We start from the raw sequence: 17,801 nt of genomic DNA, 5'->3' as shown, positions 1-17,801 counted from the left end.
AAAAACCGCCATTGTGGCGGTTTTTTTATGCGCTGAGTTTATTTGAAAAATTTAGCTTCTTCTGATTTAGGGTAGTTCTTCAGCAGCTTCTGCTTCAGCTGGGCGGCTTGGGAAGCGTTGCGGTCTACATCTTTGGCGATGCTGTACAGCTGATACAGCGCGCGTGATGCGCGCGCTGAGTTAGGGTATTTGGTTACGACGATGTTGTAGTTGCGCTTTGCCTCTGGGTAATTTGTCGGCTCAATGGCTAAATTGAACTCCGCCAGCCAAAAATGCGCATTGCTGATATAGACGCTGTTTGGATTGTTTTTAATAAAGTTCTGCATCGGCGCAATGGCTTTTTTTGCACCGCCTTGCCTGTAGGCGTCTAAGGCAACCGTATAGGCTGCCTTGTCAAGCTCTGCGGAAGAGGCTTTAGCGCCTGCAGCAGCGGGCTGCTGCGCGGCTGGGGCGCTAGGCGGGGCATCTGCTGGTGCTGTTACGGTGCTGGCTGCTGCGCGGCTGGGAGAAATATCCTGTTGGCTATCCTCCGTGGCGCTGTCTGCCGTGGAAGGGTCCAGCTTTTGCTGCAGCAGCTCCAGGCGCTGATCCAAATCTGCATAGCGGTTGCTGAGTTCGCTTTTTAATTTTTCAATTTCGTTGTCCTGCTCTTCGAGCTTGCCCCGGAGCGTGCGGATGTCATTTTCCAGCTGCTGGTTTTTTTGCATCAGCTGCCAGTTTAAGTTGGTCGGGACTTGCGCAGCTGAAGCATCGCCGGCGGAAATGGCCGCTGCTGTATTATTCTGCGCATAGGCCAGGCTGTCCTGGCTTAAACCGCGCGATTCAATAGGAATATTTGCCAAAACAGAGGCGGAGCATAAAAAAGCCATTGCGCCTAAAGCATGCTTATTGAGCATCATAAAATTTCCGTATAGTCTTTTAGATGTTTGACCGCATTCAGCTGAGATGCGCATCATTTGCGTATAAATTCGATAGTCACATTAAAAACGTCAAACTTATGAAATGCAATAAGCTTTTGCAAACTTGTTGTGTCTTAAAGTAAGCGCAGCCCTATGCCTGCGCGGGCAGAATCCGCTGAAAGCGGCTATTTTGATTTATAAATAATCAAACGAATGAGCAACTTAGATAAAAAGGCTATTTGGCCTTGCAAGTTTTTTAAAAATCTCTATACTCTGTTCTTGCAATGGTAGCCCTGCCGGTTACTTCGCAATTGTAATCTACGAACCCCGCCAGGACCGGAAGGTAGCAACGGTAGTAGACCTATGATGTGCCGAAGTCCAGCTGGCAGGGTTGCCACCAGATTCTAAAATAATAATTCCTTTAGCTTTATTCTATTTCTTCCTATACTGCTTTATTTCCCAGCTTATTTCAGTTCAGTCCCAATCTGTTTCTTTGCGCGAAATCGCTTTCATAATGGCATCCATTTCAAAGCCTCTGTACATCAGAAAGCGGATTTGCTTGGCTTTAATTTTCGGATCACGCTCTACGCCCGTACCGTATTTTTTCACTTTCAGCTGATAGGCCTGTTCTGCCCAATCGGTTTCCTTTAATTCTTCCGCAATCAGGCTGCTGTCAATTTTCTTGGTTTTAAGCGCCATTTTGATGCGGTTCGGGCCTTTGCCTTTGCGCTTTTGGCTGGACAGCATGATTTCCGCAACGCGCTGATCGCTTTGATAGCGCTGCGCGGACAGCTCTTCGACCAGTGCAATGACTTCGTCGCGTGATTCTGCATATAAGGCCAGCTTTTCAACCAATTCGGCTTTTGAGTACTCTTTGCGGGTAAGCACCGCAAAGGCGTAAGAGCGCAGGCGCGAGCCTTGCAGGCCAGGTTTTTTCTCAGCCGGTTCCTGATCAAAGCTCAGGGCGTCATCCTGCTGCATTGGAGTGGTCTGATCCGGGGCGGGCGGGTGCGCCTCATCATCGCCGAACTGCTGCTTTAAAGCCTGATAGTCAAGAAGTTTTGGAAATTTTGAGTCATTCATTTGAGATGCGCTTATATGGAAAAACGCCCCGCAGGGCGTTTGACAGTTTAACCTGTGTGATGCTGTGATTTAAGCATCCAGAAAATCTGGCTCTTCCTCGTCTTTCTCTTCCGCCGGCGCAGCATTGCCGGTGGTCAGCAGCTGGTCACGGATCAGTTTTTCAATGGTCTGCGCCAGCTCAGGGTGCTCTTCAAGATGGCGGATGGTATTGTTTTTACCTTGGCCAATCTTGTTGCCCTGATATGAATACCAGGCGCCGGCTTTCTGCACAATTTCCTGCTGCACCGCAAGATCAACCAGCTCGCCTAAGTGGTTCACGCCTTTGCCGTAAAGGATTTGGAACAGCGCTTCACGGAATGGAGGCGCCATTTTGTTTTTCACAACTTTAACTTTGGTTTCGGAGCCGACAATTTCATCGCCTTCCTTCACCTGGCCGATACGGCGGATATCCAGGCGCACAGAGGCATAGAACTTCAGCGCGTTACCGCCAGTAGTGGTTTCCGGGCTGCCGAACATGACGCCAATCTTCATGCGGATCTGGTTAATGAAGATCACCATGCAGTTGGAGCGTTTGGCGTTACCGGTGATTTTACGCAATGCCTGGCTCATCAGGCGCGCCTGCAGGCCCATGTGCGAGTCGCCCATTTCGCCTTCAATTTCAGCGCGCGGGGTAAGCGCCGCCACGGAGTCGACAACGATCATGTCAATTGCGCCGGAACGCACCAGCATGTCGGCAATTTCTAAAGCCTGTTCGCCGTTGTCGGGCTGGGAAACTAAAAGGTTGTCAATGTCTACGCCCAGCTTGCGCGCATATTGAGGGTCCAGCGCATGTTCCGCATCGATGAATGCGCAGGTGCCGCCGGTTTTCTGGCATTGCGCAATCGCCTGCAGCGTCATGGTGGTTTTACCTGAAGATTCAGGGCCGTAAATTTCAACGATGCGGCCTTTAGGCAAACCGCCAATGCCGAGTGCGATATCCAGGGTTAAAGAACCGGTAGATATGGCTTCCACGGCCTGCGCGGTGTTGTCGCCAAGGCGCATTACAGTATTCTTGCCAAACTGCTTTTCAATTTGGCTCAGGGCAGCATTCAGCGCCTTGCTTTTATTATCATCCATCTTACAACCTCAATACGATGTCACGAAACAATATGCTCAAGTGGATGCACGTACTTAAAACTTCTTCCACAGGCGTATATTGACAGAATTTATTGTTGTGTACACTAGAAATCACAATACGTGCGACATATTGTGACGCTCCAGCTTAATCATCATTATAAGACCAATTCTGGTCAAACTGCTGATCATTTTCTCTTTTAAATTTGCCGATATCGCGCCGGTCTTTTTTGCTCGGCCGGTGTTCCGGGCGCGCCAGATTATGCAGCTTCCTTTGCGATGCAAGCAGTTCCCTGCGCGCAATGCTGACTTCTGTTTCTTCGTACAGCAGCTGGGCAACAGGCGCCGGGCCGCGGACATCCGACAGCGCTTTGACTACCACGGATTTTTTTTCAATGCCTTGCTGAATGGCCAGCTCCATGCCCACGCGGACTTCACGCGACACTTTGACCCGTTCGCCGTTGTGGTGGACTTTGCCGCCCTCAATGGCGTTTTTGGCAATGGAGCGGGTTTTAAAGAACCGCGCAGCCCACAGCCATTTGTCTATACGCATACCGGCCGCATCTTCAGGCAGATTGGATTTACGCATACTGTTTCAGTTCCTCGGCATTTTTTAAAATAGGGATTAAATCTGTTAATGCGTCCAGCATCGGGTAATTGCAAGCGCTGCGCGGCGCTTTGTCGGAAGACGGTTGCAGAATGCTGTACAGATTCTGAATGCCGAACTGTTTTGCCCCATTCAGCACTTTTTCGGTATCATCAATAAAATAGCAGTGATTGGCATCAAAGGGATGCAGCGCCTGCAGCTTTTGCCAAAATTCGCTGAATTCCTTGGCGTGGCCGAGGGTTTCACTGCTGACGATGACATCAAAATATTCGCCAATGCCGGTTTTTTCCAGCTTGAACGCCAGCCCGGCGGCGTCGGCATTGGTGGCCAGCCAGCAGGGATAGCCATTGGCTTTTAAGTGGCGCAGCAGTTCCAGGCAGCCTTCGCGCTTAGCCACTTTGTCTTTATGCTCAATTTGCATGGCTAGCACATCGACTCCGACTTTAGCCGTCCAGAAGCGTGAAGAGTACCAATTTAAGGTATGATTATGTTCTTGGTAAAACTCAAACAGGATGTGCTGGCTGTGCTCTAAAGAGCAGCCGTGGGTTTGCGCATAGCGGATGGGCAGCAGGTGATTCCAGATGAAATCATCATAAGCAAGATCAAGCAGCGTGCCATCCATATCAAAGATGATCACAGGTTTATCTGAATAATTCGGCATATAAAAGGTTTTCTATGTTTAAAGCAGCAGCTGGCCCGCAAGATGCAATGATCCTGCAGCTGGCGCCCATTGTGACACAGGCTTGCGAAATTTTGCGAGAAGAATATCAGCGCTACTGTTCCGGCGGGGTCTTTGATGTGGAGAAAAAACCGGACAATTCTCCGGTAACGCAGGCGGATTACCGCGCGAATGCCTATATTGCGCAGGCCTTGGCGCAGATCTCCGATTTGCCGCTGCTGTCTGAAGAAGGTGAACAGGCTGAACGTCAAAACTGGCCGAAGTTTTGGCTGCTGGACCCGCTGGACGGCACTAAGGAGTTCCTGCATCAGCGCCCCGAATTTACCATTAACCTGAGCCTGGTGGATGGCGCGGAAACTGTTTTTGCCGTGCTGGCGGTGCCGGGCGAGCAAAGCGCTTATTTCAGCCCTGAGCAGGGCATGCCGCTCAAGCTGGATATGAAAACCGGGCAATGGCTGGAATATTATCCGGGGCAAGCCGAACCCCGTGTGCAGGTTGGCCTGAGTCCAAGCAGCCAAAACAAGCCGCAGTATGCGGAATATCTGGAAGATTTATCCGCACTGACGGATTTTGGCGTATTTAAGGCCGGCAGCGCCTATAAATTCTGCATGATGCTGGAAGACCGCGTAGATATTTATCCGCGCTTCCATCCGACCTGCGAATGGGACACCAGCGCGGGGCAATGCCTGCTTGAACGCATCGGCGGCGGGCTGGTTGATTTTAAAGGCCGCCCCTTTGCATATAACCAGCGCGATACGCTGCTGAATGGCGGTTTCATCGCATTTAAAAATGGCGAGATGAAAAAATTGGCGCTGCAGGCGCTTGCGCTGATGCAGAAACGGCATTGAGCTGAAAACTGATCATGCTATAGTATTTTGTGAATTATTGATTTTTTGCCGATTATGCCTCTAGATTTGCTCCCGCCCAGCATGCTCAAAGCAATAGACCTATTGCCGGATGCAAAGACCCCTGTGACTTTATTTACCCGCCATTCCATCCGCGAAGTGGCGGCGGGGCAAGGGCTGGCGGGCTATGACCTGCAGCTGACCAATCAGGGGCGGGATCTGGCTCAGGAGTGGGGTTCTTATTTAATTGACAATACTGACCGCGTAATTCAGCACTGCATTTCCAGCCCCATTCAGCGCTGTGTCGATACCGCTGCGCTGATGATTCAAGGCGCGGACGGCAAAACGCTGGAACCAAATACCCATCATATTGAAATTATTGAACAGGGCCTGCTGGTCGAACCTGGCAGCTTTGTGCTGGATATTAAGCAGGCCGGGCCGTATTTTCAGCAGCAGGGCGCTTTGGGCTTTATCAACAGCTTTGTAAATAATGCCTTGCCGGGCATGAAGCATCCGATTCATGGCGTGGTTGATGTGCTGGAGCTGATTTACAATACCCATCCCAATAACCCTTACGGCTTAAGCCTGGCGGTCAGCCATGACACGATTTTAGCGGCGATTCTGGCGGTGATTTCCGGCAGGCATATTGTCACCAAGGAAGATTGGCCAAGAATGATGGAAGGCCTGTTTGTCTGGTTTGAAGGGGATATTTTTCTGGAATCCAAGCTGAAATGGATCTGGCGCGGCGAGCTGAATGAACTGAGCATCCGCGAATTTCAGCAGCTGAACAGCTGATAATTGGGCGCTGAGCGCAGAATACTGCCGCCCGGCGCCCGGATCTTAAATTTTGGCTTTCAGCCGCTGCGGAAAGTCCTGCAGATTGATGCAGAGCCCATCATCATTTAAAGGCCAAAGCGCAGTGTTGACGGGGACGCTCTGCTGATGAATCCGGCTGTATTTGTCGGCGGCGATTAATGTCGCAATCGCATGATCCGGGATGGAGTAGGCGTTGACGACATCTGGCGGATACTGCGTGCGCGCATAAAACTCCGCTTCCGTTTCGCCTTGGTGCAAGGCGAAAATGCGCTCTATTGCCGGCAGGTAAATGCCGTAGCCCAGCCATGAATCTACGCCCTGCGAGGCCTGAATTTCCGCCGTGCCTTTCATGTTGGATATCACCCGGCCAAGCGGGTCTTTTTCGCCTTTTGCGCTGAAATATTCAATGTACTGCTGTTCTGTTTCTTGAAATTTATCTAATGCCGGCAAGAATTTATTAATCATTCTATTTTCCCCAAGACAATATTTGCAGGAAGCGCTGCTGCGCCTGAATGAATACCATAGCATTTGTATGGGATTGGCGCGCAAATAAAATCGCTTAATCTTATTTTTCTTCAGTTTTTCTGCCGGCCCAAAGCGGCCTCTGGCGCTTAAGCGCGGGCGCCGCATGAAAAGCATCACACTATTTTTCTTAATTGTTCACAAAAAATAAACAGTCGGCATTTTATTCATGGAATCTCTGCTGCGGGATGTTTGAGTTTATTGCTTTTTAAATCTATTATTTGAGGTTAAGTTTATGAAAAATAGTGTTATTTTTAAAGCTTAATGTGCATTTTTGCGAATGGATTATAGAAAAAATGAAAAGTGTGAATTATTTCTCACGGAATTTATTAAGTTTATGTGTACTGGCCTTGATGCTCAGTGCATGCGGGGGAGGTTCTGGCGGCGGCGATTCTGCAACGCCGGAAAAACCGTCTTATCCAGAGCCTCAGAAAGATGTGCCGGATGATTCAGTTTTGGGCTTTTATGACGATGACGCTCAAGATCAGGCGCGCAATATACGCCCGGACTTGGACGGCAGCTTCCAAGCCATGATTCAGTTTGGGCAGAGCCATGTGGTTGACCCGAACGGCAATGAGGCGAAGCGGATGCCACGGCTGACCGCTGAACGGGAGGCGCTGGTATTGGTCACGCCTGCAGCGGATATGGGTGAAGTCAGCCGGCTGACGCTGGAAATTTACCGGAATGGACAGTTTATCCGCCAAGTTGATTTGGATGAGCCTGCTGAAATTCCAGCTTCGGATCAGCCGGAGAATGACAACAGGCCGCGTGTAAGCTACAGCAAGCGCGCTTGGACTGCAAAACTGGCATGGGATGAGGTGCGTCCCGGTTTAAGCCTGAAAGTCGTTGACCAGCAAAAGCGGAGCGGTGAACTGTTTGAAAGCAAAATTGATTTTGCTGCGCCGGGAGAGCTGGTTTTAAATAATATCCGCATAGGCATGCTGACTGCGCCGCCGGTTTCGGTTGGGCACTACATGCTGCTGGAGCCTGAAAAGGCGGGCACGGACTATTTTCAGACCATTCCGGCTGCTCAGATGACAGTGGCTAAATATGACGACATTTATCTGCCGCGCGTCATGGTATCTTCCGGCGTCATTTATGATACGGCCAGTGCGGATAAGGGGGATGATTATTCAGGAGATATGCGCGGAGATGTCGGCAAGTCTACATTCAGTGTCGGCATTAATCTTGCGAACTGGGGTGTGACCAGCGCATCAATGTCCCGTCAGGATCAGCCGCAATTAACAGAAACGGTTGTGGCGCACCATAGCCGTGGGAAATACGCCAATGGCGAACAGGGACACGGCTTAAGCGGCGGCAATGGCATGCTGACGCTGTATGATTCGGTCGGCAATGAATTCAGCCATGAAATTGGCCATCACTATGGCCTAGGCCATTATCCGGGCCGTGTAGAAATTGATAAAGAAAAAAATATAGTGAATGATTTCTGGGCTGCGCATCATGCTGACAGCGGCTGGGGCTATATTGGCAACCGCAATAAAATGCGCGGCAATTTGACTTGGACTTCAACAGCGCTTTGGGATGGCAGCAACAGCATTCCAAACTTTAAAAACCTTTTTCCTTATGGGAAAGATGCCATGTCTGGCGGCTATACGGCGAGCAGCATCTCAAAATATACGCATTACACCGGATACAGCACTTTCCTTAAAATTCAGCCCCATTTTGACCGCGATGTATGGGATGAGGCATCGCCGACCGGTTTTAAAAAGTGGAACCCTGCAACACGCGCTATGGAGATTTCTCAGCCGCGCGTGCCAGCGCCCAATCAGGAGATTTCCAAAGCCGTTTGGTTTAATAGCAGCAATGGCAATTATTTAAAGCCGCGCTTATTCGGTGTGCCTGTCATCACCATTTTAGGCGGCTATGATCCTGTCAATCAGGCGGGCCTGCTGTATCCTGCTGCGCGTAGCAACTGGGGCAATGTGTTCAGCCTGCCTGCGGCCAATACCGCACAGGATCAGGCGTCCTGCTGGCTGAATGTGCAGTATGCGAACCGCATGGAAAATATTGCCTTGGCGCCGCAGAGAATGGATGGCAATGCCAATAAGCTGCATGTGAATCTTGCGGTTGCAGACGCTCCGGAACAAGCGGATTTGTACTGCAAGAAAGCCAATCAGGCGCCGGTTTTATTATCCAGTGTTGATATTCCAGCATATGAAGGGGCGATCAAGCCTGCGGTTAAAATCGGCAGAGGCGACGGCTACAGCGCGCTTAGAAGGATTGAGCTGCCGGCATTGGAGCAGGCGCTTGCAGTACAGGCGGATACTCCAATCATGCGCCTGAAGCCGGATATGGCGCTGCTGTATGATTCGTACAAAGCGAATTCAAATGAACTCAGCGCGCTGGCTGCGCAGCAGTTAACGCGCTATGCGCAGCAGCAGGAAACAGTCTACCGCCTGAACCGCTGGATGAATGTTTATCATGCTGATCTTGCGAACCGCAAAGCTGAGGCTGCAGCTGCATTCAACAGCTTTAAGGATGATGCGCTGGGGCTTAAGCATGAGGATATTTTTGCGCAGACAGCTTTGCTGAAAAATAATGCAAACTGCTTAAAGGCGGAAGCCTTGCAAAACGGCAGCTATGATGTGTACATCAGCGGAAGTTCAGGCTGCAAGGGCGACGCCTCGGAACAGTGGATTTATGATGGCTTAGGTCGCATTCATAGCCGGCTGGCAATAGGCCAGTGCTTAACGGGCAATGGCAATTCGGCAAAAGTTACTTTAATCCAATGCAATGCGGCTCTAGACAGCCAGATTTGGGCGATGGATGCTGCTCAGCAGGCCATTAAGCAGGCAGGGCAATGCATGGATTTAAATACGGGGCATTTGGTCAATAACCGTCAAATCCTGATCCGGTATGGCTGTTCAAACAATGCCAATCAGAAATGGACGACATTAACGCCGAATCAGAGCTTGATGCTGTCTTATTTGAAGCCGAAAAATCTCAAGCTGCTGGCTGAGCTGAAATAGCCACAGTGCAAAAGATGGCCTGAGTCCGAAGGCCGTCTTTTGCAGCCAGATGTCTAATTTAGCGATTACAAGGTATTCATAAACGGTCTGAATTTTTTGAATGCGCAATTTGGCGCTAAAATATCAAAGGCCCTCTTGCGAGGGCCTTTGATATTTTAGGCAAGGAACCAAGTGTAATAGCCCCAGAGCATTAATGGCCAAGCCAGATAAGGGCTGAACAGCCATTTCCACAGCCAGAACCTTGGAATGAATCCAATGCCGTGAATAAAGCCGCCGGAAATGCCAATCATAATGTACATCATGGCGCGGTGGCTGTATTCACCGTTGGCATCCAGCATGGCTGCCGGATGCAAGAGAAGTACCGCTGCAAGTGGCAATGCCAGCAGAAACGAAATGGCCATTGCGAGTTTATTCGGCTTTTTTTCCTCTGTTGTCATTGCTGCCTCAGTCATGGCTTATTCCTCATCAAGATCTTGGTGATGCTCTATATAAAGTGCACTCAGCACACCTGCAAAGCAAGCCATCAAAATGCCGAGAATCCATGCAAAATACCACATAATTTACTCTCCTGTGCATAGCCTCAGTAAAGGCTATGCGAATTCTCTTGGATGTGTTTCTTAGTAACAACGCCCCACATTTTGTAGTAGCACCAAGTGGTATAGCACAAAATGAGCGGAACAAAGATGCAGGCTGCAACTGTCATTACAGTGAGCGAGTTTTTACTGGCTACAGCATCCCACATGGTCAAGCTGACCGTTGGGTTAGTGCTTGAAGGCATGAGGAATGGGAACAGTGAGAAACCGGCAGTTAAGATTGCGCCTGTTACCGCAAGTGAAGTGCCTAGGAAGCTTAAGCCTGCTTTGGCTTTGCCTGCAGCTGCAATCACAATCAATGCGCCTAAGATAGCCATAATCGGCGCAATCATGGTGATTGGGTAAATACTGTAGTTGTTCATCCAGCCTGGGTTTGCATCTGTAATCACCTGCTTCGCCAGCGGGTTGGCAACAGCGTTGGTGTCAAATGGCTGCGCAAGCGTATAGCCTTGGATATTGCCGAAGTACAGCCAAGCGCCAGCCAGCAGGAAGCAAACTAAGAATACAATGCCCATGATTTGCGTCGCTTTTGCAGAGCGGGCGCGCAGGTCGCCGTCTGTACGCAGCATCAGCCATGCGCCGCCGTGTGCTGCCAGCATAGACAAGCTGACCAGACCGCAGACTAAGGCAAATGGGTTCAGCAGGGCAAAGAAGCTGCCTGTGTAGGTAGAGCGCACAGTTTCATCCAGCTGGAATGGCACGCCAAGGAACATATTGCCGAATGCTACACCAAAAACCAGCGCTGGCACTGCGCCGCCGATGCACAGGCCCCAATCCCAAGAGTTGCGCCATTTGGTGTTCTCAAGTTTGGAGCGGTAGTCAAAACCGACCGGTCTGAGGAACAGGGCGAAGAGCACGAGGAGCAACGCCCAGTACATGCCGGAGAAAGCCGTTGCATAAACCATCGGCCAGGCAGCGAACAGCGCGCCGCCGGCGGTAATGAACCAGACTTGGTTGCCGTCCCAGTGCGGCGCAATCGTGTTGATTGCGGCGCGGCGTTCTTCATCGCTTTTGCCTACAAATGGCATGAGCGCCATAGAGCCCATATCGAAGCCGTCGGTGAGGGCAAAGCCAATCAGCAGCACGCCAACCAGCACCCACCAGATTATTTTGAGCAGTTCATATTCAATCATGCTTGAGCCTCCTCATTTGCCTTGTTGGCAGCTTCAAGTTTTTCAAAGTGGTATTTGCCAGTGTGAAGCGAACTTGGGCCAAGGCGCGAGAATTTAATCATTAAGTACATTTCAATGATCAGCAGCACAGTGTAGAACGATGCCAAGGCAATGATTGAGCCCCAGACATCGCCAGTGCTGAGAGAAGATGTGGACAGATGTGTTGGAAGCACTTCACCGATAGTCCAAGGCTGACGGCCAACTTCTGCAACATACCAGCCAGTTTGCGCAGCAATCCAAGGAAGCGGCAGGCCGAATAATGCAAACTTCAATAGCCAAGGCTTGTTTTCCGCATTGCGCTTGGCAACCGCAAAAGTGGCTAAAGCGAACAGCAGCAGCATTAAGAAGCCTGAAGCAACCATTGCGCGGAATGCCCAGAATAAGCTTGGCACATGCGGAATAGTGTCTTTAGCGGCAGCTTTAATTTGCGCGTCAGAAGCGTCTACAACATTTGGCGTGTATTTCTTCAGCAGCAAGCCGTAGCCTAAGTCTTTTTGCGACTCTGCAAATGCTGCTTTCAGTTCAGGAGATGTGTCGCCTGCGCGGAGTTTCTCTAGCTGAGAGTATGCAACCATGCCGTTGCGGATGCGGTCTTCATGCTGAACTAAAAGGTCTTTGATGCCTGTAACTTCTTTAGTCGTTGAGCGTGTCGCAATAATGCCCATGACATATGGAATTTTTACCGCATAGTCCGTCGTCATGGTTTCTTTATTTGGAATGCCAAACAAAGTGAACGGCGCTGGAGCAGGGTGTGTATCCCATTCAGCTTCAATCGCAGCCAGCTTAGTTTTTTGCACATCGCCAATTTCATAGCCTGACTCATCACCCAGCAGAATCACTGAAAGTGTGGACGCTAGGCCAAAAACGGCTGCAATGGCAAAAGAGCGGCGGGCAAAAGGCAGATCGCGTTTTTTCAGCATGTAGTAGCTGGAAATCGCCAGAACGAAAATGGCGCCAGTGACATAGCCTGCTGAAACGGTATGTACAAACTTCACCTGAGCGACAGGGTTGAAAATCAGCGCTCCAAAGTCTACAAGCTCCATACGCATGGTTTCATAGTTGAATGCTGAACCGACCGGGTTTTGCATCCATCCGTTTGCCACCAGAATCCACAGGGCTGACATGTTTGAGCCGAGGGCAACCAGCCAGGTTACAGCCAAATGCTGCACTTTGGTCAGGCGGTCCCAGCCAAAAAAGAATAGGCCGATAAATGTTGATTCGAGGAAGAACGCCATGAGGCCTTCAATGGCCAGCGGCGCGCCGAAAATATCACCCACATAGTGTGAATAATAAGCCCAGTTGGTGCCGAACTGGAATTCCATGGTTAAGCCGGTAGTTACGCCTAACGCGAAGTTAATACCGAAGAGTTTGCCCCAGAATTTAGTCATGTCTTTGTAAATTTCTTTGCCGGAAATCACATACGTGGTTTCCATGATGGCAAGAAGGAAAGCCATACCTAGAGTCAGTGGAACGAATATAAAGTGATACATCGCGGTCATCGCAAATTGGAACCGCGACAAATCGACCACGCTTTCTGAAATCATCAACGTGTCTCCTTGATTTGGGAAGGACTGCCGGCTATGCGCTCGGCAACTTGATTGTCAAAATCTTTAGGTATCGTAGGGGCATCAAACCAGATGTTTTTGATGGTCAGTAAAATAATGACTTTAATTATTAAAATAGCCGTTATTTCTCTGACAGCACGACGGTTAAAATCTTTGGGGACTAAGCTCATAGTGATAAGCCTATTATTTAAACTCAATGCCTATTATTAACAAAAGTTAACGAAAAATAAATAGGGTAAACAGTTAAAATAAAAATATATTATTATATTGTTTTAATACAATAACTTAAAATCAATAAAAGTTAAAAATTATACTAATAATACTTATTTTAAAGTAGAGTAAAACGCTTGTATTTATATAAAATTATTCTGACTAAATTAGTTATATTTACGGTGTTTTTAATCTGATTAAAATAGTTGGGTTTACATTTTAAAGCAGACTAAAACAATTGGAATTAATGTTTAAATATTCTTAACCTGCGCGCTCAGGCGGGCGAAGCGAAAAGGCAGGTGTGGCTTATTTGTTTAAAAAACACTCAAACTATAGCGCGGAAACAAAAAAAAGAACATGCATGCATGTTCTTTTTTTTGTGTGGAATTTTGACTTAGAAATCGTAGCGCAAGCCTAAAGACAGGGCTGTTGAGTTCTCATCTTTAGCGCCTTTAACGCCATTGCCGAAGCTGCGGCCTTCTTTCCAAGGAGTAATATCTACATTCTTGTCGTTCAGTACAGTCGCTAAGTTGCCGTAAACACGCAGGGTGCTGTCCAGCTTATGCTCTACGCCTACGCCGATTAAGCTGGCATTGGCATCAGTTGCATCTGAATCGCGGTAGAAGTACTCGCCGCGTACAGCAGTTTTAGGCGTGATCTTGTATTCACCTGCCACACCGAAAACTTGCGCATCAAGATTTCGGCTTGAATTATCAAACTGTGCGATCTGATACATTGCGCCTAAGTTGAACTCTTCTGTAATTTTGTAGGCGCCTGCAATACGGAATGCATCTCGGCTTGAATCTACAGCTACAGGCGGAGTGCCGGCGGATGTTGTTGTATTGGCTGCGTTGTCTTCATATTTTTCATATGCAGCGGCTAAATCAATTGGGCCTGCTTTATACGTTAAGGCTAGGTCATACGCTTTATTGTCTTTTTGGCCGTTGCCGGTTGCATCTTTTGGAATGTCAGTGCCTTTATGCATAGACATTGCCGCTAAAACATTGAAACCGCCGCCAAATTTTGGCGATTTATATTCGATGGTGTTGTCATTGCGTTCATCAAATTTCATGTCGCCAACGCGGGTTACGTTGCGCACATCACCGACCATGTCGCCGAAGAAGTTGATTGGGCCGCGGGCAGCTTTGAATGGGCTGTCAAAACGGCCGGCACGCGCCTGGCCGTAAGTGTCGCTTTTTAAGCCAACAAAGGTATCGCGTGTAGAAAAGTCCACCCCTTTAGAATCAGCACTGCCGCTGGCAAAGTTAATTTCCTGCTCAATTTGCGCAAAAACATTCAAGTCATCATTAATTTTTTGGTCAACTTTGAAGCCTAAGCGAGAAGAGTTAGATGAAAGGCCAACTTCGTTATAGTCTTTGCCATCATCTAAATAATCTAAAGAAACGTGTGCACGGCCGTAGATTTTGACATCAGCTGCAGATGCCATTACCGGTGTAAGAATAGTTGCCCCGATTGCTAATGCACATAGAGTTTTTTTCATTTGAAGCTCCAGTAAAGACTTTTCGTCTTATCAATACGTTTTATCAGTAGCTTGGCTAAAAATAATTTCGCTATCTAATGGCGCTAAGTATTCATTACAAATAAGTCAGTTCCATTAAGAAAATATTTCAGAAATATTAAAGTTAATCAGGGTGTTATTAGAATTATGTCAAAGTGTATTTGCTGAGAATGTCTTGATAAACAAATGCTTGGCGTAAAATAAAGCGGTCTTTTATGCGGCTGTCACGCGGCGGCCATGCAGCGCTCATATTCATTCCGGCGCATCTGTGAAAATCGGCGGCGCAAAAAAATGGAGCCGAAGCTCCATTTGAAACAGCTGCAAAAACGTGAAGATTTTACAATTCTGCAAGGACAGCCTTGATTTTTTCAGCCTGCGCTTTAATTTTGTCCTGATCGCCCATTTGCGCAGCATGCCTGCCCAGTTCATGCACCGAACTCGGAATCAGGTGAAAATGCACATGCGGCACGGTCTGGCCTGCAGATGCGCCTGACAGCTGCATCAGCACAATGCCTTTGGCGCTTAGTGCGGTTTCAATCGCCTGAGCGACCTTCTGCACAATTTGAATGGTGTAGGCTGCGTCTTCAGGCGGCAAGTCCAGCAGCGTTACAGCCTGTGTTTTGGGGATGACCAGCGCATGGCCTTCTGCCTGAGGCATAATGTCCATAAATGCAAGCACTTGGTCATCTTCATAGACTTTAATTGCCGGAAGTTCACCGCGTAAAATTCTTGCAAAAATATTTTGATCATCGTAAGCCATGGCTGAATTCCTTAAGCGTAATTGATATGTAATTATTTACAGTTCAATTCTTTCTGACGTTCCTTGATGGCGTCAAGACGCTGCTGTTCTTTTTCCGAAAATTTAGGCTTGGTTGTATAGCAATTTTCATTGCCGAATTTAGCCTTCGCTTCAGGATCTTTAAAACAGAAGCCTTTAGATGCATAAATGACATCATGGTCATTTTTCAGCTTTTGGCATTCCTGTTCAGAAGCGGAAGCTGCTGTAGAAGCCCCGATGAAAGCCACTGCACTCATGAGAGCTGCAACAGTAAATTTGTTCATGAGAGTTTCCTCTGTATTTGTAACAGTATGTATTACTATATCATCACAATATTAGGTTTCATTATGATTATTCAATGGTGAGTTATTACTCGATTGTAAGTTTACTCCATGTTTCATACATTTTTACAGCGCTGGAAAAGTCACTGTTTGGCGCTGCGGTGTCGCTGGCGGCCTGAATCAGGCTTTGGGTTAAGGCAATAACCGGCGCCGAAAGCCTGGCTTGGCGGACTAAATCGACCGCAATGCCGGTGTCTTTGGCCAGCAGCGGCAGGGCAAAGGTGAGCGGAAATGAGCGGTTCATGACGCGCTGCGGCAGTATGGTTTCTGTGGCATTGCTTTTGCCGCTGGAGGCGTTGATGCAGTCCAGCGCTTCATTTAAATTCACCCCATGCGCTTTCAGCGCGGTAAAGCCTTCTGCCGCCGCGCAAAGATTGACTGCCATGAGCATATTGTTGACTGCTTTAACGGCAAATCCTGCGCCGGATTCGCCGACATGCTTAATCAGCTTGCCCAGCACCTGCACAGCCGGCAGGGCGCGTTCAAAAGCCTGCGCATCGCCGCCAATCATGAAGGTCAGCGTTGCGGTTTCCGCACCTATGGTTTGGCCGCTGACCGGCGCATCCAGGAAGTCGACATTTTTCGCTTTCAGCGCCTGCGCCAGCTTTTGCGCCGTTTCCGGCACGCCGCTGGTGCAGTCTATCCAAATCGCGCCGGGTTTAATTGCAAGATTTTCAATCAGCGCTTCCACATCGGCGCTGGTCGGCAGGCATGAAAAAATCACATCGGCCTGCACAGCCTGATTCAGTTCTGCCGCTTGCGTGCCGTATTCAGCTGCATGCTGTTCGGCCTTGCTGAAATTGCGGTTCCAGACATATACGGTGTCAAAGCGCTTCGGCAAATGCGCGGCCATGCGGTAGCCCATTGCGCCTAAGCCGATGAATGCAGCGGATTGAATCATGATAAAACCCTAATGATTTGCAGTTAATTTGATTAGTTTAATGGCGTCGACCTTTGTTCCAGCCATGCGGTCAGCTTTGGCCAAAAAATATTGGCGCTTTTCTGGCTGGACATTAAGCCCAAATGGCCGCCGGGGATCAGAGTAAACGTGACATCCTGGCTGCTTGTCAATCCGCCTAAGGGTGATGCTGCTGCCGCTGTCACAATCTGATCGCTGGAGCCTGCGCCAATAAACAGGGAGCAGCTGATATTTTTTAATTCGATAAGCTTATCTTCTAATTGAATAATGCCTGTTTTCAGCGGATTTTGCAGCCAGACGTTCAGCACCATGTCCTGATTGATGCCGCCGGGGTAATCAATCATATTGTTCAGAAAGCTGCCCATGGTGGCGTGCTCGTAAACGGTCTGCGTATTGGACAGGTTCAGCAGCAGTTTTTTCTGGCTGTTCAGCCAGCCCTGCGGATCGAGCATTTTAAAGCCCAGCGCATTGAGCATGCCGGATGTATGGATCAGGTGCTTGGGAATTTGGCCGCTGTAAAGGGTTTTCTGCACCGTCTGATTGCGCGAGACCAGCCGGTTAATGCCCTGAAACAGCTTGCCGATTCGCCCGGACGCATAGCTGTCAATCGGGCAGCCTAAAACCATCAGGTTTTTAACGTGTTCCGGCTGATGCATGGCGGTGTAAAGGGTGACAAAAACGCCGGCCATGCTCCAGCCGTGCAGTGAAACATACTGGCTTTGCGCATGGCGGCAGACTGCATCAATGCAGTGCGGCAGGGCATCATCAATAAATGACATGAAGTTCAGGAAGCGGTCACGGTAATTCAGCCTGGTCCATTCCAGCAGGTACACATCAAAGCCGCTGTGCTGGAAATGCTTGACCAGAGAGCGGTAAGGGTACAGGTCATAAATCGCCATATTGATGGCCAGCGGCGCCACAAAAACCAAAGGCTCTTGGTATTTTCTGTCAGGCGAAGCATAGAAGCGGATTTTACAGTGCTTGTATTCTTCAATCACTTCATAGGGATTGGATTGCGAAAGGATCATGGACTTGGTGTTAAACACGCGCGCAGAGAGGTGCTTCAGTTTCTTTTGCTGTTTTAAAAGTCTATTTTTCAGAGGGTGCATGTTTTTATTGGCCTATGCCCTTGCAGGATTGATCGAAGTCT

General features: G+C 48.9%; 19 protein-coding genes and 1 other RNA gene. 4 read left to right on the top strand and 16 right to left on the bottom strand.

Annotated elements, in window-relative coordinates:
* Positions 1 to 38 precede the first annotated feature (38 nt).
* Positions 39 to 899, bottom strand: a complete 861-nt coding sequence (locus tag BEN74_RS02905) for a YbgF trimerization domain-containing protein (protein ID WP_068908990.1) — start codon at positions 897 to 899, stop codon at positions 39 to 41.
* A 294-nt stretch (positions 900 to 1,193) separates the two neighbouring features.
* Here BEN74_RS02905 and ffs point away from each other — a divergent pair.
* Positions 1,194 to 1,290, top strand: an RNA gene (gene ffs, locus BEN74_RS02900) — signal recognition particle sRNA small type.
* A gap of 83 nt (positions 1,291 to 1,373) precedes the next feature.
* Here ffs and BEN74_RS02895 read toward each other — a convergent pair.
* The 4 genes from BEN74_RS02895 to BEN74_RS02880 form a co-directional block, all read right to left on the bottom strand.
* Complete coding sequence (locus BEN74_RS02895; protein ID WP_068908988.1) at positions 1,374 to 1,982, bottom strand: regulatory protein RecX; 609 nt, start codon at positions 1,980 to 1,982, stop codon at positions 1,374 to 1,376.
* A 69-nt stretch (positions 1,983 to 2,051) separates the two neighbouring features.
* Positions 2,052 to 3,098 (bottom strand): recombinase RecA, encoded by a 1,047-nt coding sequence (recA, locus tag BEN74_RS02890; protein ID WP_068908986.1) that lies wholly within the window; start codon positions 3,096 to 3,098, stop codon positions 2,052 to 2,054.
* Between the two features lie 145 nt (positions 3,099 to 3,243).
* Positions 3,244 to 3,684, bottom strand: coding sequence for an RNA-binding S4 domain-containing protein (locus BEN74_RS02885; protein WP_068908985.1), 441 nt, complete (start codon positions 3,682 to 3,684; stop codon positions 3,244 to 3,246).
* The gene (locus BEN74_RS02880) at positions 3,677 to 4,363 is read right to left on the bottom strand and encodes an HAD-IA family hydrolase (protein ID WP_068908983.1); all 687 of its coding nucleotides are present in this window, start codon (positions 4,361 to 4,363) and stop codon (positions 3,677 to 3,679) included. Before BEN74_RS02880 ends, BEN74_RS02885 begins: the two co-directional genes overlap by 8 nt.
* A 14-nt stretch (positions 4,364 to 4,377) precedes the next feature.
* Here BEN74_RS02880 and BEN74_RS02875 point away from each other — a divergent pair, with 14 nt between their 5' ends.
* The gene (locus BEN74_RS02875; protein WP_068908981.1) at positions 4,378 to 5,229 is read left to right on the top strand and encodes a 3'(2'),5'-bisphosphate nucleotidase CysQ family protein; all 852 of its coding nucleotides are present in this window, start codon (positions 4,378 to 4,380) and stop codon (positions 5,227 to 5,229) included.
* Between the two features lie 54 nt (positions 5,230 to 5,283).
* Positions 5,284 to 6,021 (top strand): histidine phosphatase family protein, encoded by a 738-nt coding sequence (locus tag BEN74_RS02870; RefSeq protein WP_068908979.1) that lies wholly within the window; start codon positions 5,284 to 5,286, stop codon positions 6,019 to 6,021.
* Positions 6,022 to 6,066: 45 nt separating this feature from the next.
* Here the strand turns inward: BEN74_RS02870 and BEN74_RS02865 are convergent, their stop codons facing one another.
* On the bottom strand, positions 6,067 to 6,507 hold the full coding sequence (locus tag BEN74_RS02865) for a hypothetical protein (RefSeq protein WP_068908976.1): 441 nt from the start codon (positions 6,505 to 6,507) through the stop codon (positions 6,067 to 6,069).
* Positions 6,508 to 6,860: 353 nt separating this feature from the next.
* Here BEN74_RS02865 and BEN74_RS02860 point away from each other — a divergent pair, with 353 nt between their 5' ends.
* Entirely contained in the window at positions 6,861 to 9,554 is a 2,694-nt protein-coding gene (locus BEN74_RS02860) for a M66 family metalloprotease (RefSeq protein ID WP_068908974.1), read from the top strand.
* A gap of 155 nt (positions 9,555 to 9,709) precedes the next feature.
* Here BEN74_RS02860 and BEN74_RS02855 read toward each other — a convergent pair whose 3' ends face one another.
* The 10 genes from BEN74_RS02855 to BEN74_RS02810 form a co-directional block, all read right to left on the bottom strand.
* Positions 9,710 to 10,006, bottom strand: coding sequence for a cyd operon YbgE family protein (locus tag BEN74_RS02855; protein ID WP_068908972.1), 297 nt, complete (start codon positions 10,004 to 10,006; stop codon positions 9,710 to 9,712).
* 3 nt (positions 10,007 to 10,009) lie between these two features.
* On the bottom strand, positions 10,010 to 10,111 hold the full coding sequence (gene cydX, locus BEN74_RS02850; protein ID WP_002120988.1) for a cytochrome bd-I oxidase subunit CydX: 102 nt from the start codon (positions 10,109 to 10,111) through the stop codon (positions 10,010 to 10,012).
* Positions 10,112 to 10,134: 23 nt separating this feature from the next.
* A complete protein-coding gene (gene cydB, locus BEN74_RS02845) occupies positions 10,135 to 11,280 on the bottom strand; it encodes a cytochrome d ubiquinol oxidase subunit II (protein ID WP_068908970.1) in 1,146 nt (381 codons plus the stop codon).
* Positions 11,277 to 12,863: a cytochrome ubiquinol oxidase subunit I gene (locus BEN74_RS02840; RefSeq protein WP_068908968.1), complete on the bottom strand. Its 1,587-nt coding sequence runs from the start codon at positions 12,861 to 12,863 to the stop codon at positions 11,277 to 11,279. The genes cydB and BEN74_RS02840 overlap by 4 nt, the downstream gene beginning before the upstream one ends.
* Complete coding sequence (gene cydP, locus BEN74_RS02835; protein WP_068908965.1) at positions 12,863 to 13,054, bottom strand: cytochrome oxidase putative small subunit CydP; 192 nt, start codon at positions 13,052 to 13,054, stop codon at positions 12,863 to 12,865. The genes BEN74_RS02840 and cydP overlap by 1 nt, the downstream gene beginning before the upstream one ends.
* A 434-nt stretch (positions 13,055 to 13,488) precedes the next feature.
* Positions 13,489 to 14,595: a porin gene (locus BEN74_RS02830; RefSeq protein ID WP_068908963.1), complete on the bottom strand. Its 1,107-nt coding sequence runs from the start codon at positions 14,593 to 14,595 to the stop codon at positions 13,489 to 13,491.
* 355 nt (positions 14,596 to 14,950) lie between these two features.
* On the bottom strand, positions 14,951 to 15,373 hold the full coding sequence (locus BEN74_RS02825) for an HIT family protein (protein ID WP_068908961.1): 423 nt from the start codon (positions 15,371 to 15,373) through the stop codon (positions 14,951 to 14,953).
* A 32-nt stretch (positions 15,374 to 15,405) separates the two neighbouring features.
* On the bottom strand, positions 15,406 to 15,675 hold the full coding sequence (locus BEN74_RS02820) for a YARHG domain-containing protein (protein ID WP_068908958.1): 270 nt from the start codon (positions 15,673 to 15,675) through the stop codon (positions 15,406 to 15,408).
* Between the two features lie 85 nt (positions 15,676 to 15,760).
* A complete protein-coding gene (locus BEN74_RS02815; RefSeq protein WP_068908956.1) occupies positions 15,761 to 16,633 on the bottom strand; it encodes an NAD(P)-dependent oxidoreductase in 873 nt (290 codons plus the stop codon).
* A gap of 32 nt (positions 16,634 to 16,665) precedes the next feature.
* Positions 16,666 to 17,760 carry an alpha/beta fold hydrolase gene (locus BEN74_RS02810; protein WP_068908954.1) on the bottom strand — a complete coding sequence of 365 codons (1,095 nt, stop codon included), beginning with the start codon at positions 17,758 to 17,760 and terminating at the stop codon, positions 16,666 to 16,668.
* Positions 17,761 to 17,801 lie beyond the last annotated feature (41 nt).

The organism is Acinetobacter sp. WCHAc010034 (genome assembly GCF_001696615.3).
Classification (GTDB): Bacteria; Pseudomonadota; Gammaproteobacteria; order Pseudomonadales; family Moraxellaceae; genus Acinetobacter.
The sequence above is the reverse complement of the archived record's forward strand: the minus strand, read 5'-3'. Positions and strand labels throughout refer to the sequence as shown.